This is a genomic window from Rickettsia conorii str. Malish 7 (genome assembly GCF_000007025.1).
GTDB lineage: Bacteria > Pseudomonadota > Alphaproteobacteria > Rickettsiales > Rickettsiaceae > Rickettsia > Rickettsia rickettsii.
In genome coordinates, this window is record NC_003103.1 from 510,642 (window position 1) to 530,673 (window position 20,032).

Below are 20,032 nucleotides of genomic sequence, written 5' to 3' on the forward strand. Positions count from 1 at the left end.
GTATTTTTTATTGTTTTTATGGATCCCATGGTCAAGCCACGGGATGACACAGGGGATTTTACCGGTCTACACAACAATATTGAGCTACGAATGACATCGTACGCCTTTTCTGAGTCATGCAACAACGCCTACGTAGCTCATGAAAATTATAGGTATCAACGCAAGCAAGTCTTCGCAGGAATGGATATCCTTATCAACGTTGTATCATCTTATTATAATATTTTGATAAAACTTTCACGCCATATAGCCATAATAGACATACGATAATAAAACTAAACATCAATAAACCGGCTATGTCGTTATGTATGGCGTTCGGGAAAATACTAAAGGATATGAATTGAATAATAGCACCTATTGATTTACCGATTTTAGCACCCATAACATCAACTGCAGCTTTACCTTTGGTCTTCATTTCACTATCGAGCGGAATATATACCATTTCTTTGGTAGCATCAAAAAGTGAATATTTTACGGATTTAGAAAGTACATGCCAAAGTCCGCCGATAAAAACTATAACGACAAGCGGTGCACTATAGCCGAGAGTATTTACGATATTTCCTAGGTGATTTTCAAAAACCGTGAATGAAAAGAACATAACACCTGCTCCAAACATCATAATCGGTGTTATAATAGCTCCCCAAAACCAGCCGCATATTCTAATTAAACTACTGCCTAAAAACGCACTAACTAACGTGAGTATTCCCGTCCAAAAAAACACTTTACCGTGATAGGCTATAAAATCCTTTGTAGCGGGATAGAGTTGCTTTACTTTGGACATCCATAATCCTTCTATTAGGCTAATACTCATAGAATAAGACATTACAAGAAGACAAATAAAACCGAGATATCTAGAAGTTAATATTACTTTTGCACTGTCGACCAAGCTTAATTTTAATATATCCATTCTTTGGTTTTTAAATTTAATATTTTTGTCAGCTTCTACGACTGATTTATCAATAAGTTTATGAAGAGCTAGACAAATTAATCCGGATATTAAAATAACCGTAATAAATGATTTTAAAAGAATTTCATTTGTATCGTTTAGATGAGAAAATAAAGGTAATAAGAAATGCTCACTCTTAGCAAAATAAATAATTACGGTTCCTGAGATGAGTAAATTAGTTTGTCCGAATAAAGTAAAAAATGAGTAAAATCTTGGTGCTTCTTCGACTTTAGTAATTTTATTTGCAAGCTGCCAATATAAAAGAGTAAAGACTATAACCGGCCATAACTCTCCCATAATATAAAATAATACCAAACTCCACTGTCCCCAAATTATTAAAAACCATTTTAAGTGAGGAAGAACAGTGATATAGTGCTTAATTAATTCGGGATCGGGATGAAAAAACTCTCTGTACGGAAATAAAATAAAACCAAAAATTGCGAAGAAAAATAAAAAAGTACCGGTAATTATCCTAAAAACTTGCTCTGTTGTCATAATATTACAGAGTTTAGAATAAAAAATAACAAATAAAATTCCCATCGGCATTTCGCCCCAAAGTTTGATAAAACTCAATACTTCCGAGCTAATTAAGGTAACAACAAAACTATCTTTAATACTACGAACTAAGTTTTGATTAAGTAGAATAAAAAACATTAGTAAAGCCATCGGGATGAACTTGGTTAATTCATACGATCTAATCGGCCATACTATATGCCTAAATTTACTGTTTCTGGCTTTATTCCAAATTGTGAAATTAGAATCCACGCTATCCATTGATTTACTATGAGCTTATTTTTTTAGTACCGGATAGTTTTTAAAAATGTTATATTTTTGCAAGGCTTAGAGCTTCTTTATAGGTCATTCCCGCATATGCGGGAATGACCTCAAACGCTTTTTAGAAACTGTCCGGCTATTATTTTGTATGCACCCTAGACTATAATAAAAACTATGTCAAGATTTTTTAAAATAGTCTCATATATTGTTGTTAATTACATTTGTTATACTCAATCGCTGCTTTAATAAACTGAATGAATAACGGATGAGCTTCAAAAGGTTTAGATTTAAATTCCGGATGAAATTGTACTCCTACGAACCAACGCAGTAGCGGTAGTTCAATTATTTCTACAATCTCTTCATCTTTTGAAAAACCGCTAAATACTATTCCATGTTTTTCAAAAATATTTTGAAATTCATTATTAAATTTATATCTATGACGATGTCTCTCATTTATTTCAAGGCTTTTATAAGCATTAGCTGCAATGGTACTTGCGACCAAACTACAAGGATAAGAGCCGAGCCTCATAGTCTTTTTTACATTTTCAATTGTTATTTTTGAGTCTTCACAGTTTTTATTTATTTTCTCAATAATTTTTGTACCGTCTACTTTAAATTCTTCCGTTACTGCATCTTTAATACCGATTAAATTCTGAGCTATTTCGATCGTCGCAAGTTGCATACCGAAACATATTCCAAAAAAAGGTATGTTATTAGTACGGGCATATTTTATTGCTATAATTGTTCCTTTAGTTGCCCGTTCTCCAAATCCACCTGGTACTAAAATCCCATCTATATCTAATAATTTTTTATTAATATTCTCTTCAGTTAGATTTTCAGCATTTATCCATACTAAATCAATTTTGTATTTGTAATAAATACCTGCATGATCAAGTGCCTCGATTACTGATTTATAAGCATCTTTTAATTTATGATATTTAGCTATTATAGCGATTCTTACTTTTGAATTAGAATCTTTTAGCCTATTAATTATATCATGCCATTTATCTAATTTAGATGGCATGATATTAATATTAAAAAATTTTAATACTTTATTATCAAGACCTGAATTATGATATGCAATCGGTACTAAATATATATTTTTTTGATCTATTGCCGGAACAACATACTCAGATTCTATATTACACAATAAAGATATTTTATCTATTTCGCCTTTTGAAATGTTACGTTCTGCACGACACACTAATATATTAGGTGAAATACCTATAGCGCGTAATGCTTTAACTGAGTGTTGGGTAGGTTTTATTTTTAATTCACGGGCGGTTTTAACATAAGGTAATAATGTTAAATGAATAAATAAACAATTTTCGCTTTTTAGTTTGTTACCAATTTGCCTTATAGCTTCAAAAAACGGTAGACCTTCAATATCACCGACTGTACCGCCTATTTCACAAATAATAAAATCAAAACCCTTGGTGTTTGAAAGTATAAAATCTTTTATTATATTTGTAACATGCGGGATGACTTGAACAGTAACGCCGGCGTAATTTCCTAAACGTTCATCTTTAAGTAATTTTGAGTATATCGCACCTGTTGTGATGCTATCAAATTTGCATGCGGAAACTCCGGTAAAACGTTCATAATGTCCAAGATCTAGGTCGGTTTCTGCTCCGTCATCGGTGACATATACCTCACCATGTTCGTGAGGATTCATAGTTCCCGGGTCAATGTTAAGATAAGGGTCTAGTTTTCGTACACTTACTCTAAAACCTTTCGCTTGCAATAGCATAGCAAGAGATGCTGCCGTTAGACCTTTACCGAGTGATGAAACAACGCCGCCGGTAACAAAAATGAAATGTACCATTATTATAAACCTAGTTTACTAATATTTTCGTAAAATTTTACTGCTTTTTTTAAGTCTTCTTCCGTATCTACGGAAATAGGAACATTCTCAACTAAACATGTACCTATAGTCATGCCGTTTTCAAGGACACGTAATTGTTCTAAACGTTCTGTTTTTTCTAAAAAAGTTGGCTTAAGAGATACAAATTTTTCTAAAGCGTTTTTGCGAAAACCATACATACCTACATGATATAAAAATTCTTCTGCACCGTTTGGAATAAGACTACGCGAAAAATACAATGCTGTTCCCGCCGAGTCAACCGCTACGGTAACATTACTACTAGCTTTCACTGATTCCCTATCTACTTTTACTATCGGTGTAACAACATCGTATTTGCTGTTTTTTAAATATTCTATAATTTTCAAAATAGAGCTAGGTTCAATGAAAGGCATATCTCCCTGTACATTAACTATGTAATTAATGTTTTGATTATTTGGAATTAATTTAAAAGCTTCATAAGTACGATCAGTACCGGTTGGGATAGCACTATCCGTGAATATTACTTTTCCTCCGACTTTTGTAATAACGCTTGCTATTTCTTCCGAGTCGGTTGCAACATATGTATGCTCAAGGCCCGCTTGATTTACTTGTTTGAATACCCGCTCGATTAAAGTTATAGAGCCGATAAGCTGCAGCGGTTTTTGTTTAAGCCTAGTTGAACTTAGCCTTGAGGGGATAATTATAGCCACGTCCTGATGCCGCATAAACTTCCTAAGTTTAAATTAAAAAATAATTGTTGACAGATTAGCCTTTTTCGGCGATAAAGTAAAACATAATTTTTGAATATATGCAATATATTTAAGAGCTCGTAGCTCAGTCGGTAGAGCATTTGACTTTTAATCAAAGGGTCCCGGGTTCAAATCCCGGCGAGCTCACCATACTTCTACACTGTGGGTTTGTAGCTCAGCTGGTTAGAGCACACGCCTGATAAGCGTGAGGTCGGAAGTTCAAGTCTTCTCAAACCCACCATTCAATCCGCTACAACAATAAAATCTGTATTATCATAATTATAAATCAAGGTGATCATTTATTAATATTGCTAAGTTAGGATGATATTGTCAAGCTAAGGATTAGATTATGCAAAAATACAAATTTACTGAAAAAGAATAAGAAATACTAGATTATTTTGAACAAGATGAGCTTTTAGAGTTGCCTAAAAAAGAACTAGAGAGCCAAAAAATATAGCTAAAATTGCCGCAGCTAATTTTTTTAAAAAATCGGAAAGAATTAATATTAGATTGCCGTTATACGATTTAAATCATATAAAAAGAATTGCAGCACAAGAAAGAATGTCTTATCAAACTCTTATTGCTAGTGTTTTACACAAATACGCGTCCGGGTATTTAAAATTAGATAAACTTAGTTAATCAATACTTTTTTTATATACATAACATTTTTTCTCAATGAGTCTTTTTAGAGGTAGAAAAAGGTTAGAGGGTAAATTATCAAGAGCAAACCACTACCAGCTTTCTACTTTATGAGCCTCAAGATTCTGTAATTCATGCTCATTTAAACAATGAGCTTTAAGGCAAATCAAGATGTAATACTTTTGTTCTGTTTCAAAAATATCGTTAGTCACCGCTATCAATTGTGGATTTTCAATGATCAGATTTGTTTCTTCTAAAACTTCACGGATAGCACATTCTGCAAATGTTTCTCCAAATTCTAAATGTCCACCGACAGGAGCATAACTAGACTCACCATGGGAACTAATATGTTTACCTAATAAAATTTCATTCCTATTATTCAAAGATTAAAATACCGATACGTAGGTGGTTAGTCATATCTAACTATTAACTCTGGATTGACTTATTAATATCGTATGTTAGCTTCTAAAGCAAATAAAAAAATATTGCTTATTTAAATACTGTGAGCTATTTGTAGATTATATTTAATATTTACCTGTAGTTATGAATTCTACCAATCAATTACAAAATAATAGCTTAACTAATTCTTGGCTTAAGCTTGGTATTTTATCCTTGGGATTTGCGGGTTTATATTCAATTATTTTGGTGGTACTACGTACCCCGCAATTATCAAGCTTTTTCCCAAATCCGCATATTTTCAAATCTGCTTTAATTATTCATGTTAATTTATCGGTATTGATTTGGTTATTGTCCGTTACGGCTAGTGTTTGGGGGGGTGAAACGTCATTGCGAGGAGAGGCAAAGCCTCGACGCGGCAATCTCATGAAACAATACAAAATTTCTGAGATTGTCACGCTCTCTACGTTCGCTTGCAATGACGTGTTTCGCCTTTACCCCAAACTTGCTTTTCTAGCTACTCTTCTAATCGCCATCTCCCCAATAGCCGGGCATAATCCGGTGATGAATAATTATATACCGATGCTTGAAAATATCGTATTTATTGGGGGGTTAAGCTTATTTGGTGTTACGTTGCTATTGTACGCTATAAATATTTTATATTTCTTCGATTGGACGAACTTAAATAGTATAGTTAATTTTACCGTATTATCGACTATTATAATGTTTATTTTAAGCTTTGTTTGTTTTGGATGGTCTTATAATGGCTTGCAAAACATCATTCAAATTATTCCAATTGAGATAGAATTTTATTATGAATTACTTTTTTGGAGCGGAGGTCATTTACTGCAATTTATATATACTCAAATATTAATATTTATTTGGGTTAGTTTATTTAGAGAGTTAATAGCTAGAGAAGTGAAATGTCAAAAATTCTATCTTTTCTTACTTTATTTAAATTTTATTTTCGGAATTCTTACACTTTTCGGTCATATATTTTATGATATTATCGATGGAGCCTTCAAAGTATTCTATACAAATCATATGAAATATCTAGGCGGCATTGCTCCTGTTTTATGTTTAATAGGTATGGGGGTTGAGTTGGTGTGGGTATTTGTCATCCCGCGGGATGACACGGTTACAATAAATGACAGAGTAATCAAAACCATCTTACTTTGCTCTATTACTTTATTCTTACTTGGCGGGCTTATAGCAATGAATATCACAGGGATAAATGTAGCAATTCCTGCTCATTATCACGGGTCTATAGTAGGGATTAGCATTGCTTGTATGGGGTGTAGTTATTTGGGTATTGGGAGGTATCAACGTCATTGTGAGCGACTAAAAAGAGCGTGGCAATCTCATGAGGTAATACAAAAACTCCCTAGATTATCGCGTCGGCACTTCGTGCATCCTCGCAATGACAATATTATTAATTTTACATTTTACCTCCTAACCTTCGGGCAGATTCTGCACATACTAGGTCTAGCATTCGCCGGTGGTTACGGTGTTATGCGGAAAGACCCAAATAGTGTAATGCCGATGTCAGCTAAGCTATTAATGGGAATGATGGGCGGAGGAGGGGTGATTGCTATAGTAGGCGGCTTGATGTTTGTATATATTTGTGTTAAAGTAATATTTTTTAAAAGTATAAAACTAGCACATGAGTAAACCAACTAGAGAAGAAGCTAAAGAGGCAGTAAGAACGTTACTAAAATTCATTGGTGAAGATCCAAGCAGAGAAGGGTTGCTTCAAACGCCTGATAGAGTAATTAATAGCTACGTAGAAATATTTTCCGGTTATGGAAAGGATGTAGCAGAAATATTAAATACCAAGTTTTATGAAACTTGTAATTTTCGAGATTTTATCTTACTGAATATAAAATTTACCTCTTTCTGTGAACATCATATATTACCTTTTAACGGTACAGTAGATATAGCTTATGTTCCTGATAATTGTATTGTCGGCATAAGTAAGTTAGCACGAATAGTAAATATTTTTGCTAGAAGACTACAAATCCAAGAAAAAATGACGGTACAGATAGCAGAAAGCGTGCAGGAGAATTTAAAGCCGCTTGGCGTTGCCGTTAAGATTTCTGCCGTACATAGCTGTATGTCAATGCGTGGCGTAATGCAAGATAATAGCGTTATGAATACCATGCATTATACGGGTATATTTGCCGAACAGCAGAAATATCGTCATGAGTTTTTAAACCTTACTGCTAAAAGGTGATACGTTATTAATGTCATTTCTGCGGAAGCGGGAATCCAGTCATTTTGTCATACCGCGACTTGATCGCGGGATCCAGAAAAAAATTAAAAAAAACTGGATCCCGTGGTCAAGCCACGGGATAACCAAATAAATGATTATAAATATAGCAAGAAAGTAAATAAAATATGTTATTATCAAAATATTTTTTACCTGTGTTAAAGGAAGAGCCAAGTGAAGCTCAAGTCACTTCGCATAAATTAATGCTTAGAAGCGGAATGATTAGGCAGCAAGCAGCAGGGATTTATACTTGGCTTCCGCTTGGCTTAAAAGTATTGAAGAATATCGAGAATATAGTACGCTTAAATATGAATAAAGCGGGAGCTTTGGAAGTTCTAATGCCTTGCATTCAGCCGGCACATTTATGGATGGAATCGGGACGTTTTGATAATTACGGTAAAGAAATGCTGAAATTTCAAGATCGCCACGATAATACTTTACTATTCGGTCCTACTAACGAAGATATGATTACGGATATTTTTCGTCATAATATTAAGTCATATAAGGATTTGCCGAAAAATCTTTATCATATCCAATGGAAATTTCGTGATGAGATTAGACCTCGTTTTGGTGTTATGAGAGGACGAGAGTTTTTAATGAAAGATGCTTATTCTTTTGATATAAATGAAGAAAATGCCGTTAAAACCTATAATCAAATGTATAAGGCTTATATCAATGCTTTCAGGGATTTAGGCGTGTTTGTTATTCCTGTTATTGCCGATAACGGTCCGATCGGTGGCAATTTAAGCCATGAGTTTCATATAATCGCTGAAACTGGTGAAAGTACTATTTATTACGATAAAAAATTTAAGACATTAAAAGATAATCCTGATATCGATGTAGAGGAAATTAAAAGTTGGTACGCAGCAGCTGAAGAAAAATATGAAGTAAATAAATTACCTATATCTGAACAAGAAATAACCAGCAGTAAAGGAATAGAAGTCGGGCATATTTTTTATATAGGCTCAAAATATTCGGTTAATATGAATGCACTTATTAATGATGAGTATGGTAAACTAACTCCTATAGAAATGAGTTCTTACGGCATAGGCATTTCAAGGTTAGTTGCTGCTATCATAGAAGCAAATTGCGATGAGAAAGGTATCATATGGCCTTCTAGCGTTGCTCCTTTCAAAGTTTCTCTAATTAATTTAAATATTCATGATAGTAAATGCGTAGAGCTTGCGGAAATGGCTTATAAAGAGCTATCAGATAAAAATATAGAAGTGTTATATGACGATACCGAAGCACGTCCAGGCAGTAAATTTGCAACGCATGATCTTATAGGCTCACCTCATCAAATTATAATTGGTCCTAAAAAAGCCGCAAATAATATTGTTGAATTAAAAGATCGTAAAAGTGGTGTTATAGAAGATATTGAGGTAGGTAGTCTAATGAGTGTATTGTAAAATAAAGAGATATACGTCATTACGAGAAAATTGCATAGCAATTGATGAGGCAATCTTAGGGGTTTGTTATTATTTCATGAGACTGCCACGCAGTCTACGGCTGTTCGCAATGACGATTTTGGAGTCATGAAATAAGGCTAATAACCCTATGGGAATGATATAGCAAAAATATTCTGGGTAGATAATGATAATATCATATAATGAATAGTAAACCGTCTTTTCAAATAACTAATAAAATCTTGGAGTTATCACAAGATATTTCTTATGAGCTTGGTATTTTAGCCGGTAGCAAGTTTTACTCTCAACCTATAAAACTTAGAAAAAATAATCAAATTAAAACCATCCATTCTTCTTTAGCAATTGAAGGAAATAGTTTAAGCGTAGAGCAGATAACCGATATAATAAACGACAAGCGTGTACTCGCACCTGAAAAAGATATTGTAGAAGTAAAAAATGCTATAAAACTATACAATAATCTGACTATATTTAATCCCTTCAAAATTGAATCATTATTAAAAGCACATGAGATATTAATGCAAGGATTAGTAGAAGATAACGGAAAGTGGCGTAAAGGTAATGCCTCTATATTTAAAGGCACAGAGATTATATATTTTGCCCCTACGGCACGCCGTGTATCTTTATTAATGCAGGATTTATTTGAGTTTATAGCACAAGATAAGCAAATTTCTGGAATAGTTAAAGCTTGTATATTTCATTATGAGTTTGAATTTATCCATCCTTTTTCAGACGGTAACGGACGAATAGGTAGATTATGGCAACAATTATTACTAATGCAAGCTAATAAAATTTTTGAGTATATTTCCGTTGAAAGTTTGATAAGGAATAATCAAAGTGAATATTATAGTGTTTTAAGTAAGTGTGATAAGCTTGGTGAATCGACCTTATTTATCGAGTTTATGCTTGATAAAATAGTTGCAGCATTAAGATTATATAGTAATAATATTACATATGAGGCAAATACGCCTTTATCTAGAATGGAATTTGCTAAGGTTAATTTAATAGATCAATGGTTTTCTAGAAAAGATTATATTACTGTACATAAAAATATTTCTACGGCAACGGCTAGTAGAGATTTATTATATGGTTTAGAGCGTAAACTTTTAATAAGTAAAGGGGATAAGAATCAAACTTATTATAAGTTTGTGTAGTTTTTAATGTCATTCCCGCTTTCTTGTATGAGTGTTAACTTAAGAGAAGAAAAAACCTCTGATGCCATTTCCGCGAAAGCCGGAATCCAGTACTTTAAAGCTTTTTAAAAGCTCGCTTTATCTTGCTTTACCCCTAGATTTCTGCTTTCGCAGGAATAACATCATATCACTGATTCAAAAAGAGATTAACATGAAAAATTTTATAAAATATTTGTTTTTCACCGGTCTATATATAGTAGTGACGATAATAGTTGCTTATATAGTTTTGGCTCAAACTATTCCTAATGATGGGCAGTGTCATATGATGGATAGACCGTTTGTTATTCATTACATCTTAGCAGCAATTATTACCGCTTTACCGACACTAATTTTAATATATAGTAAAAAGAAAAAGTAAATATATGATCGGTCAATTAAGTGGTAAAGTTGATTCCCAAGGCGATGATTACGTTATAATTGACGTAAACGGGGTAGGGTACTTAGTCTATGCTTCAGGTAAAACTTTAGGTAAACTTGCTGAAGGGGAGTTTTATAAACTATTTATCGAAACCCATGTTAGAGAGGAACATATTCATCTTTACGGTTTTTTGACTCTAGAAGAGAAGATTTTTTTTAATTTACTACAATCAGTAAACGGTATAGGTACAAGAATGGCTTTATTTATCTTATCAAGCCTTACGCCTTCAGATATTCAAATTGCTGTAAATAATGAAGATAAAAATATATTTAAAGCAATATCCGGAGTAGGGGCTAAACTTGCTGAACGTATAGTGCTAGAGCTGAAAGGTAAAGTAGCGAAAATATCAAGCGGTTCAGCTATTATTAAAGAGAGCTTAAATATTAAGAATATCACACCCGTTGCAAGTAATGAAGTAATAAAAGCTCTAGTAAATCTAGGATTTTCTAGATTTGAAGCTCAAAACGCTGTTCAAGGCATCATTACCCAAAATCCCGAAATCTCTATTGATGAATTAATCAAAACAGCCCTGAAAAATCGCAATTCTAATTTTTAGTTGATAAATTAGCAGTTATTTTATATTAATTTTAATTACTAAAATTAATAGGTAAAATATATGTCCAAGTTAATAGAATATTTAGGAAAAATACAGGCTGAAGAAATATTAAAAGAGCTATAGAAAGACCCTGCTACTTTAAGTATTACCGAGGTTAATTTTTGTACCACAATCACCGGTATTTGCAGCTGCTGGATACTCTAAAATTCCTGAAGATGCTTTAAAATGGGTTATTTAATGCTTTACAAGGAGACGCTACTATAAGTACTGATAGTTTTGCGTGGAGTTTAAAATCAATAAAGTTATTTGCTGAATTTTTTAAAGATCCGCTATGCCGCATTACCGACATTAGTTTTATAAATGCTTTGAATAATGTTAATAAGATAGATGTTCTTTTAGATACCTTAAGAGTAAACGAAACAAAAATAAGCGATTTAGATATAAGTGGGATATTTTTTGATAATAATGTTCCTGCCTGATCCTCATTTGTTAAAAATACTAAACTTGCCGGATTGAATTTTTCATTAAGTACGGAAGTAAGCGAGGAATAAAAGAAAATCTTATCGGATGCTATAAAATAGAATAAAGGCTTAATTGGATGTAATATTTTAGGTTATAAGATAGGAATGAAATCTCAAGATAGACAAGAATTGGACGCACAAATTACAGAAATAACTGATGAAAATAACCTTACTCTAAAAGATGTAGCAGAAGTTTTGAAAAATTATTATGAAAATCTTAATATAATATTATCAAATGAGATATTTGGCCATTATTTCAAGTTATATAAAGGATTAAATCAAAATTACCTTAAAGAAGAATTACAAAACTTAGGCGTCACTGATACAGAAAAATTTTTTGAAACCGTAGATAAACTTAGAGAAGGGGTAACTAGTTTCTATGAAGAGGGCTAATATAAAAGTCTAAAATAATTTATAGCATAAAACTATTTTTTGGCTATTATTAGTCATTATATTCGATTTAAAATAATGACTAATATATTATCACCTGAAAAAAGTGAAAATGATCAAGAATTGCCGATAAGGCCGTCATATTTGCAAGAATTTGTCGGTCAACAGCAGATTAAAGAAAATCTTTCGGTATTTATTAAGGCTGCAAAATCTCGAAATGAGCATCTTGATCATACTTTATTTTACGGTCCGCCCGGGCTTGGTAAAACTACGCTTGCTAAAATTATCTCTAACGAAATCGGCGGTAATTTTAAATCCACCTCCGGTCCTGCTATACTTAAGGTCGCTGATCTTGCTGCTATTCTTACCAATCTTGAAAAGAACGATGTATTATTTATTGATGAAATCCACCGCTTAAATACTGCGGTTGAAGAGGTTTTATATCCTGCTATGGAAGATTTTGAGCTTGATATAATTATCGGTGAAGGATCTGCCGCAAGGTCAGTGAAAATAACCTTGCCGAAATTTACCTTAATCGGTGCTACCACACGCCTCGGGCTGCTTAGTAATCCTTTGCGTGATAGGTTCGGTATCCCTATGCGGCTAAATTTTTATAATACCGGGGAATTGAAGAAAGTTCTAAATAGAGCAAGTAAACTACTTGATATTGATTTGACCGATTCGGGTTCTGAAGAAATAGCTAAAAGAAGTAGAGGAACGCCAAGAATTGCATTAAGATTGCTTCGTCGTATAAGAGATTTTGCAGCAGTTGACGGTAAATCAAGAGTAGATAAGGAAATCTCTGATTTTGGGTTAAATCGTTTGGAAGTTGATCGCATAGGACTTGATAGCAATGATTATCGTTATCTAAAATTCATAGCGGATAATTATAACGGTGGTCCTGTCGGAATTGAAACGATTGCAGCTGCCTTATCTGAACAACGTGATGCACTTGAAGAAACCATAGAGCCTTATCTTATACAGATAGGTTTACTACAAAGAACTCCTAGAGGTAGGGTAATCACGATTGCCGCTTTTGAGCATTTGAAAATGCCTGTACCGAATCAATCACATCATCAATTTAATATTTTTAACGAGAATGAATAACAATAATTTAAATGATAACTACACAGCTGCAGATGTTATAAAAAGGCTGATAAAAGATCATGTTAAACCTTACGCAAATAAAATATATTTTTCGATATTTTGTATGGTTGTTGCAGCACTTTGTACGGCAGTGATCGTACATGCGGCTAGACCTATTATTGATAAGGTTTTTTTAACGCATGATAAGGAAATGCTTATAATAATGCCTATAGTGCTTACTGTAACTTTTGTTATAAAAGGAATTTCAGAGTATTATCAGAATTATCTAATAAAATTTGTTGGGCAGAGGGTACTAAACGATTTACAGATAAAAATGTATGAGCATTTGTTATTTGCCGATATTTCTTTTATTCAAAACCAATCTTCAGGACGTTTAATATCTCGTTTTACTAATGATATTTCTTTGATGCGTGGAGCTGTTTCTAACTTACTTGTCGGATGTGCTAAACATTTCCTAACTGTAGTATGTTTAATAGCAACAATGTTTCATTTAGAACCGCTATTATCTTGCGTAGTTTTTCTTGTTTTCCCTTTAGCTGTTTATCCGGTGCAAAGGATGGGTAGAAAGATAAGAAGAATATTTGCACAGTCACAAGAAGAGCTTGGACATTATACCTCTCGGCTTGATGAAACATTTCAGTCAATTAAGATTATTAAATCTTTTGTAGGCGAACAAATAGAAAGTAATAGAGCATCGTTGATTATTAATAATATTTTAGAGTTCTACAAAAAAACATCTAAGCTAGATGCGATGGTTTCACCGATTATGGAGGGTTTAAGCGGTCTTGCAGTTGGAGGGATGGTATGGTATGGAGGTAATCTAGTCCTGGAGGGGAAAAGTACGCCAGGGGCTCTTTTTGCTTTTTTGGCTTCTTTTGCAGCGGCTTATAGACCGTTTAAAAGTTTGGTATCGTTAAATATTAATTTGCAAGAAGGAATAGCAGCAGCTAAGAGGGTATTTAGTATTTTGGATACCGAGCCTCTGATTAAAGATCATGAAGATGCTAAAGACGTAGATTTATATAATCCACAAATTACTTTTGAAAAACTAGCTTTAAGGTTTGAGAGTAAAATAGCTATAAAATATATAGATTTAAGGCTAGAGCCTCATAAAATTATTGCGTTTGTCGGGCGTTCAGGTAGTGCTAAGACTTCGCTTAGTAATTTATTAGTGCGTTTTTATGATCCAAATGAAGGAAGAATTTTAATTAATAATCATGATATTAAAGATATTAAGCTTACTTCACTTAGAGGTCAGATTTCCTTAGTTACTCAAGATACTCATTTATTTGATACAAGCGTTGCAGAAAATATAGCATACGGTCAGGAAAACGCTACAAGAGAAGAAATAATTAGAGCAGCAAAATATGCCGATGCTCATGAGTTTATTATGCATCTGCCGAATGGTTACGACACGCAGATAGGGGGGCAGGGGACGACTCTTTCAGGCGGTCAGCGTCAGCGTTTATCTATTGCTAGAGCTTTCTTAAAAGATGCCCCTATTTTAATTTGGGATGAAGCAACAAGCAGCTTAGACCAAGCTTCCGAACAGAAAATTCTAGAATCGTTAAAGAAATTACGCCAAGGAAAAACCACTTTAATTATTACGCATCGTTTAAGCAGTATTACCGATCTTGATAATATTATCGTCATGAAAAACGGTGAGATTTGTGAACAAGGAACTCATACACAATTGCTTAAGAATAAAGATGAATATTATAGGTTGTATAATAAGGAGTTAAGAGAAAATGGTTGATTTATAAAGTAAATAGCTTATATTTATTAATTATTATTGCAACACTAATATTTTCGTCATTGCGAGGAAAAATTGAAAATTTTGACGAAGCAATCCAGTAAAAAATGCATAGCATTTTTTTATTATTTTCCTAGATTGTCATCACGTTGGGACTATGCCCCTCCTCGCAATGACGATTTAATGAAATATCACAATGCGCATTACCAAGATTTTTAAAGACTATCGATTATTTGAAATATTTATTTTAGGAATAGTTAGCGGTATGCCGCTGGTTATAATTTTTTCTACTCTTGCGGTATGGTTAAAAGAATCTGGTATAGATATCGCCGTTATTACTACTTTTGCGGTTGCAAGGTTATCATATTCGTTAAAAGTATTTTGGTCGCCTCTAGTCGACAATTTTAAAATACCTTTTTTAAGTAGGTGGGGACATCGCAAAAGCTGGCTTATATTATGTAGCTCTTTAATGGCTTTAGTACTAATTGCTATGAGCAAGGAAAATCCTGAAGTTTCTTTAACTTCTTTCTATTTTTTGACTATATTATTAGGCTTTTTATCTAGCACGTTTGATATTGCCGTTGATGCGTTGCGTATAGATAAGTTTGATCAAGAAACACAAAGCATAGCTAGTGCAACCGCTGTATTCGGTTATCGAATCGGTATGCTTATTACAGGGGCAGGTGCTTTGTACCTTGCAGAAATAACTGGAAATAATTGGCAACTAACTTTTTGTGTTATAGCTATAATATTTGTCGTTGCAACGATATTTATAATAACCGTAAACGAAAAAGAATTAGTAAGAGAAAAAATTAATATTATTTCTATTACTTCATGGATTTCTACAGTCATTAATCCTTTCAAGGATTTTTTCAAAAGAGAATTTGCTGTAACTATTTTACTTGCGGTAATATTTTTTAAATTAGGCGATGCTATGCTTGGAGCAGTTGCCTCACCTTTTTATATAGAGCTTGGTTATACAAAAGGCGAAATAGCAATAATAGCTAAACTTTATGGATTGATTGCAACCTTAGTCGGCGGTTTTGTCGGTGGTATTGTAATGTATAGGGTGGGGAATTTTAAAGGTTTGATTATTACCGGTATTGCCCAAAGCTTAACGCATTTTGCATTTATTTGGCTTAATCATCAGCCTCCTTCTTTTGAAGCTTTATTAATTGCTATTACTATAGAGAATTTTGCTGCCGCTATGGGTGCTACTGCTTTAGTCGGATATATAGGTAATTTATGTAATAAAAAATATTCCGCAACACAATATGCTTTACTTAGTAGTGCTAGTAGTTTATGTAACAATACTGTCACTATTTATGCTGGAAAACTCGTAAATATGATGGGCTGGGACGGTTTTTTCCTCTTTACTATAATTTTAGCCTTGCCTGCTTTGTTTATATTAATGTATCTTAATACAAAGGTTAATGTGTAGTAAGTATTATTTTCATTTTCATTGCGAGCGACCGTAGGAAGCGTGACAATCTAGAAAAATAATAAAAAAATGCTATGCATTTTTTACTGGATTGCTTCGTCAAAATTTTCAATTTTTCCTCGCAATGATGAAAAATCACACTTGGTTTAATTTGAATAATATTTTATTTATTTAAAATGTTTAGGAAATTTTTATTACCTTATATTTTTGTCGTAACATTTTTCTTTGCGCCTATAAGCGAAGCAAAAAAAGCCGTAAAAAATACCCCTAAACCTCCTGTTCAAACTAGTTTAGTAATTGATGCAAAAAGCGGTAAAGTGTTGCAGGCCCATAATTCACAAATTCGGATTTACCCCGCTTCTTTAACTAAGCTAATGACTCTATACTTAATGTTTGAAGCAATTGAAGCCGGTAAGTTACCTTTAGATAAAAAATTACTTGTATCAGCAAAAGCTTCAAAAATGCCACCGTGTAAGCTGGGTTTAAAAGCAGGGGAAACTATAACCGTTCGAGAGGCAATTAATGGATTAATTATAAAATCTGCTAATGATGTTGCTGTAACGGTTGCTGAGGGCATGAAAGGTTCAGAGAAAGCTTTTGCTCATTTAATGAATGTTAAAGCTAAACAGCTCGGTATGAAGAATACCTATTTTAAAAATGCTTCAGGTTGGCATAACCCATTGCAGCAAACTACCGCAAGAGATATGGCTAAACTTGCTATGGCTTTGAAGAGGGATTATCCTAAATTTTATCCATTATTTGCTAAAACCAGCTTTGTATTTCGTGGAAATGTAGTAAACGGACATAATAGGGTTACTAAAAATTATCAAGGTGCAGAAGGGATGAAAACAGGTTTTCATACACCGGCAGGTTATAATTTAGTAACTACTGCTTCTAGGAACGGTAAATCATTGATTGCCGTTGTTACAGGCGGTAAAAGTGCCGCATCTCGTGATCAAAAGATGATGGGGCTATTAGATCAGCATTTTAATATTAAGCCTATAGTCCCTAAACCTTCAATCAAGCTTGCCTCTAATAATAAATCTACTACAAAAGCTAAATCAAAAATAATAAAGAAAAAGAATATACGTAGTTGATATGTATCGTCATTGTGAGACCACAAAGTGGTCGTGGCAATCTCATGAGGTAATACAAAAACTCCTGAGATTGCTTCGTCGAAACTTAAGTGGCTCCTCGCAATGACGTTAAAAATCGAGCCATGCAACAACGCCTACGACTATTGACGATTTAATATTCACACATCTTTTAAGGAGTTACTGCCAATTTATACTTTAAATTTATAAGTTTTATATGACAATTAACGCTACATTTATTGTTGTTTGTAACTTTATTAGATGAAGATTTTTTAGAGTTTTTAGCTAAAGTTTTACTTTGTGGTTTTTTTAGATTAATATTTTTTAGAAATTTCTCAGTTTCATTAGGTAAATATTCTATTTTTACTTTAGTTATACCTTGATTTTTAAATGCTAAAATTTCAGCCGCTCTTTGAGAAACATCTATTATACGATTTTTCTTAAAAGGACCTCTATCATTAACCATTAAAATTACTGCTTTATTATTGGCTTTGTTGGTAACTTTAACTAAGCAAGGGAGCGGAAGAGTTTTATGTGCAGCAGTTAATAAATTTCTATTAAATCTATCGCCATTAGCTGTTTTTTTACCGTGAAAACCGTCTTTAAGTCCACCGTACCATGAGGCATAACCTGTTTCGGTAAAAGATTTAGGGTTGTGAGGTTTGTAAGTCTTTCCTTTTATTTTATAATTTTTACCGACTTTATAATGTCCTTTATAAGTTAGATTATGAGGATCATCTTTTGATAATTCTTTGTAAGAATATTTGTGGGAATAAGGTAATCTTTTTGAGGTATTACAACCGCTTAGACCAAAACAAAAAATTAACAAAAGTAATAAACCCTTTGCATAACTTGCTTCTAAAGGTAATTTGTATACCTTTGATACTTTAAGATTTGGTAAGTCAAATTTCGGGATTCGCCTGTGTTCACGTATTTTTATACGCTGTGCAGGCTCACCACTTATTTGATTTCCAACTTTTGAAATATCTGCGGTATACGTCAATCCGGTACTCGCATCCTCACGTACTAAAGTGTATGCTGCAGTGCTACATGCCGTGTTTCCTTCAAATTTCTCTTTATTAGCTTCATTCTGCAAGAGGTCTAATTTGAATTTATGATTCTTCACTATTATCATTATTGGTGTTAAAGTTATTCATTATTTTAGCGTAACACACAACTTTTTCAACACCTTTTATTTTTGATGCAATAGAAGCAAGCTTTTCTAGCTCTTCTTCTGATCTTGCAACTCCAAATAAATAAACAATATTATCTATAGTTAGAATAGTATAATTAGCAAATTTAATGTCTTTTCTGACTAAATTTTTAGCTTTAATTTGCGTGGTTATCATACTATCTTTAGTATATTGGGCTAAGTCAAAATGATTACTGTTTTTATTTACTTTCAACTCATTAATAACTTCTTTTACGCTTTTTTGATTCCAAGCAATTTCTACGGCTTTTAACGCATCAGATTCTTTTTGAATATTTCCTGTTAATAATACTCTTCCTTGTGATACTTCAACCTTTATTTTAGCACCTAAATCTCTAAAATTATTTTTTACTAAATCAGCTTTAATGCTGGCAGAAATCCTTGAATCATTTAATGTTTCAGATACTGGTTGATCTTTTGAAGCAACAATACCGGTAGTGGTTGCTGCGGTAAAAATAGCAGGTAAACAAGCAGATAGACTAAAAGAAAGAGTTATAAAAATTAGAACTCGTAATATCATAACAATAGTACCCTACGATTTTTAAAAAGCCATCGGTGTTATCTCTGTGAAAGCAGGGATCCTGTGTCACCCCGTGGCTTGACGACGGGATCCAGCTTAAAATACTAATATTATTAGTATTTTAAGCTGGATCCCACGATCAAGTCGCGGGATGACACAGTGGATTTTACCGGTCCATGCAACAACACCTACGCGGTAATGACATAAAGTAAAAATAGTAAGGTATTATATATCATATCTTACTATCCGGTAATTTATTCTTTAATAAAAGAGGTAATTGCAGTAAAATAAATATAAAAGTAATAGGTATTACACCGAATACTTTGAATTTTACCCATGTTTCATCTGAGCAATTACGCCAAACTACTTCATTAACTACAGCCATAAAAAAGAAAAAAGCCGCTGTTCTATAGCTTAAGGTTATCCAACTTTCTTCTTTAAGACGTACTATACTCTCTAAAGCATATTTGATAAAAGGATTTTTTCTTATACCGCTCATGAGAAATATTATTCCAAAAATAACATATAATATAGTAGGTTTGATTTTTATATACATTGAATCGCCGCTAATTAAAGTAATGCTTCCCGAAACTAATAAAACAGTCGTAGAAATAATAGAAAGCTTGGATACTTTCTTATCTATAACATAACAAAGGGTAATACAAATAACAGAGGTAATAAGCATATAAAGAGTAGCGTGTTGTATACCGCCTCCATAAAAAAAGCCTGCAAAAAATGCTATTACCGGACCAATTTCTGATAAAAGTTTTAACATATTTAATTTAATTGTTC

Annotated in this window: 18 protein-coding genes, 2 tRNA genes and 1 pseudogene; 14 read left to right on the plus strand and 7 right to left on the minus strand. The window is 33.1% G+C overall.

From position 1 onward, the window contains the following. Positions 1-193: 193 nt before the first annotated feature. The 3 genes from tlc2 to RC_RS02655 form a co-directional block, all read right to left on the minus strand. Positions 194-1,717 (minus strand): nucleotide exchange transporter Tlc2, encoded by a 1,524-nt coding sequence (tlc2, locus tag RC_RS02645; protein ID WP_010977161.1) that lies wholly within the window; start codon positions 1,715-1,717, stop codon positions 194-196. Between the two features lie 211 nt (positions 1,718-1,928). Beyond that, complete coding sequence (locus tag RC_RS02650; RefSeq protein WP_010977162.1) at positions 1,929-3,542, minus strand: CTP synthase; 1,614 nt, start codon at positions 3,540-3,542, stop codon at positions 1,929-1,931. A gap of 2 nt (positions 3,543-3,544) precedes the next feature. Beyond that, on the minus strand, positions 3,545-4,285 hold the full coding sequence (locus RC_RS02655) for a 3-deoxy-manno-octulosonate cytidylyltransferase (RefSeq protein ID WP_010977163.1): 741 nt from the start codon (positions 4,283-4,285) through the stop codon (positions 3,545-3,547). A 98-nt stretch (positions 4,286-4,383) separates the two neighbouring features. Here RC_RS02655 and RC_RS02660 point away from each other — a divergent pair. Then, a tRNA-Lys gene (locus tag RC_RS02660) sits at positions 4,384-4,459 on the plus strand. A 14-nt stretch (positions 4,460-4,473) separates the two neighbouring features. Next, positions 4,474-4,550: transfer RNA gene (locus RC_RS02665), tRNA-Ile, on the plus strand. Between the two features lie 490 nt (positions 4,551-5,040). On the opposite strand, the gene RC_RS07435 is transcribed toward RC_RS02665, so the two are convergent. Beyond that, positions 5,041-5,331, minus strand: a complete 291-nt coding sequence (locus RC_RS07435; protein ID WP_010977164.1) for a nucleotide triphosphate diphosphatase NUDT15 — start codon at positions 5,329-5,331, stop codon at positions 5,041-5,043. A 160-nt stretch (positions 5,332-5,491) separates the two neighbouring features. Here RC_RS07435 and RC_RS02675 point away from each other — a divergent pair, with 160 nt between their 5' ends. The 12 genes and pseudogenes from RC_RS02675 to RC_RS11195 form a co-directional block, all read left to right on the plus strand. Continuing rightward, the gene (locus RC_RS02675; RefSeq protein WP_010977165.1) at positions 5,492-7,015 is read left to right on the plus strand and encodes a cbb3-type cytochrome c oxidase subunit I; all 1,524 of its coding nucleotides are present in this window, start codon (positions 5,492-5,494) and stop codon (positions 7,013-7,015) included. Then, positions 7,008-7,577, plus strand: a complete 570-nt coding sequence (folE, locus tag RC_RS02680; protein ID WP_004995901.1) for a GTP cyclohydrolase I FolE — start codon at positions 7,008-7,010, stop codon at positions 7,575-7,577. Before RC_RS02675 ends, folE begins: the two co-directional genes overlap by 8 nt. 164 nt (positions 7,578-7,741) lie before the next feature. Then, entirely contained in the window at positions 7,742-9,022 is a 1,281-nt protein-coding gene (gene proS / locus RC_RS02685) for a proline--tRNA ligase (protein WP_010977166.1), read from the plus strand. A 200-nt stretch (positions 9,023-9,222) separates the two neighbouring features. After that, positions 9,223-10,191 (plus strand): Fic family protein, encoded by a 969-nt coding sequence (locus RC_RS02690; RefSeq protein WP_010977167.1) that lies wholly within the window; start codon positions 9,223-9,225, stop codon positions 10,189-10,191. Positions 10,192-10,381: 190 nt separating this feature from the next. Next, positions 10,382-10,588 carry a hypothetical protein gene (locus RC_RS02695; RefSeq protein ID WP_016830735.1) on the plus strand — a complete coding sequence of 69 codons (207 nt, stop codon included), beginning with the start codon at positions 10,382-10,384 and terminating at the stop codon, positions 10,586-10,588. Between the two features lie 4 nt (positions 10,589-10,592). After that, complete coding sequence (gene ruvA, locus RC_RS02700) at positions 10,593-11,204, plus strand: Holliday junction branch migration protein RuvA (RefSeq protein WP_010977169.1); 612 nt, start codon at positions 10,593-10,595, stop codon at positions 11,202-11,204. Between the two features lie 626 nt (positions 11,205-11,830). Continuing rightward, a complete protein-coding gene (locus RC_RS02705; RefSeq protein WP_010977170.1) occupies positions 11,831-12,118 on the plus strand; it encodes a hypothetical protein in 288 nt (95 codons plus the stop codon). Between the two features lie 75 nt (positions 12,119-12,193). After that, positions 12,194-13,222, plus strand: a complete 1,029-nt coding sequence (ruvB, locus tag RC_RS02710; RefSeq protein WP_041471719.1) for a Holliday junction branch migration DNA helicase RuvB — start codon at positions 12,194-12,196, stop codon at positions 13,220-13,222. Next, the gene (locus RC_RS02715; protein WP_004995874.1) at positions 13,215-14,978 is read left to right on the plus strand and encodes an ABC transporter ATP-binding protein; all 1,764 of its coding nucleotides are present in this window, start codon (positions 13,215-13,217) and stop codon (positions 14,976-14,978) included. The genes ruvB and RC_RS02715 overlap by 8 nt, the downstream gene beginning before the upstream one ends. Positions 14,979-15,171: 193 nt before the next feature. Beyond that, positions 15,172-16,416 carry an AmpG family muropeptide MFS transporter gene (locus RC_RS02720; RefSeq protein ID WP_010977172.1) on the plus strand — a complete coding sequence of 415 codons (1,245 nt, stop codon included), beginning with the start codon at positions 15,172-15,174 and terminating at the stop codon, positions 16,414-16,416. Between the two features lie 176 nt (positions 16,417-16,592). Continuing rightward, the gene (locus RC_RS02725) at positions 16,593-17,513 is read left to right on the plus strand and encodes a D-alanyl-D-alanine carboxypeptidase family protein (protein ID WP_010977173.1); all 921 of its coding nucleotides are present in this window, start codon (positions 16,593-16,595) and stop codon (positions 17,511-17,513) included. A 7-nt stretch (positions 17,514-17,520) separates the two neighbouring features. After that, positions 17,521-17,620, plus strand: a pseudogene (locus RC_RS11195) (lytic transglycosylase domain-containing protein); the annotation flags it as partial. A 62-nt stretch (positions 17,621-17,682) separates the two neighbouring features. Here the strand turns inward: RC_RS11195 and RC_RS02730 are convergent. The 3 genes from RC_RS02730 to RC_RS02740 all read right to left on the minus strand — a co-directional run bounded on the left by RC_RS02730 (position 17,683) and on the right by RC_RS02740 (position 20,015). After that, a complete protein-coding gene (locus RC_RS02730; protein ID WP_010977174.1) occupies positions 17,683-18,645 on the minus strand; it encodes a septal ring lytic transglycosylase RlpA family protein in 963 nt (320 codons plus the stop codon). Next, positions 18,623-19,240, minus strand: coding sequence for a BON domain-containing protein (locus tag RC_RS02735; RefSeq protein WP_010977175.1), 618 nt, complete (start codon positions 19,238-19,240; stop codon positions 18,623-18,625). The genes RC_RS02730 and RC_RS02735 overlap by 23 nt, the downstream gene beginning before the upstream one ends. Before the next feature lie 232 nt (positions 19,241-19,472). Next, complete coding sequence (locus RC_RS02740) at positions 19,473-20,015, minus strand: septation protein A (protein WP_004995863.1); 543 nt, start codon at positions 20,013-20,015, stop codon at positions 19,473-19,475. Positions 20,016-20,032: the final 17 nt, after the last annotated feature.

Coding starts and splice junctions, on each gene's coding strand:
- RC_RS02650 (WP_010977162.1), bottom strand. CDS start 3,542: ATGGTACATTTCATTTTTGTTACCGGCGGCGTTGTTTCATCACTCGGT.
- RC_RS02695 (WP_016830735.1), top strand. CDS start 10,382: ATGAAAAATTTTATAAAATATTTGTTTTTCACCGGTCTATATATAGTA.
- tlc2 (WP_010977161.1), bottom strand. CDS start 1,717: ATGGATAGCGTGGATTCTAATTTCACAATTTGGAATAAAGCCAGAAAC.
- ruvB (WP_041471719.1), top strand. CDS start 12,194: ATGACTAATATATTATCACCTGAAAAAAGTGAAAATGATCAAGAATTG.
- RC_RS02740 (WP_004995863.1), bottom strand. CDS start 20,015: ATGTTAAAACTTTTATCAGAAATTGGTCCGGTAATAGCATTTTTTGCA.
- RC_RS02690 (WP_010977167.1), top strand. CDS start 9,223: ATGAATAGTAAACCGTCTTTTCAAATAACTAATAAAATCTTGGAGTTA.
- RC_RS02715 (WP_004995874.1), top strand. CDS start 13,215: ATGAATAACAATAATTTAAATGATAACTACACAGCTGCAGATGTTATA.
- RC_RS02720 (WP_010977172.1), top strand. CDS start 15,172: ATGCGCATTACCAAGATTTTTAAAGACTATCGATTATTTGAAATATTT.
- RC_RS02705 (WP_010977170.1), top strand. CDS start 11,831: ATGAAATCTCAAGATAGACAAGAATTGGACGCACAAATTACAGAAATA.
- RC_RS02675 (WP_010977165.1), top strand. CDS start 5,492: ATGAATTCTACCAATCAATTACAAAATAATAGCTTAACTAATTCTTGG.
- ruvA (WP_010977169.1), top strand. CDS start 10,593: ATGATCGGTCAATTAAGTGGTAAAGTTGATTCCCAAGGCGATGATTAC.
- folE (WP_004995901.1), top strand. CDS start 7,008: ATGAGTAAACCAACTAGAGAAGAAGCTAAAGAGGCAGTAAGAACGTTA.
- RC_RS02725 (WP_010977173.1), top strand. CDS start 16,593: ATGTTTAGGAAATTTTTATTACCTTATATTTTTGTCGTAACATTTTTC.
- RC_RS02735 (WP_010977175.1), bottom strand. CDS start 19,240: ATGATATTACGAGTTCTAATTTTTATAACTCTTTCTTTTAGTCTATCT.
- RC_RS02730 (WP_010977174.1), bottom strand. CDS start 18,645: ATGATAATAGTGAAGAATCATAAATTCAAATTAGACCTCTTGCAGAAT.
- RC_RS02655 (WP_010977163.1), bottom strand. CDS start 4,285: ATGCGGCATCAGGACGTGGCTATAATTATCCCCTCAAGGCTAAGTTCA.
- proS (WP_010977166.1), top strand. CDS start 7,742: ATGTTATTATCAAAATATTTTTTACCTGTGTTAAAGGAAGAGCCAAGT.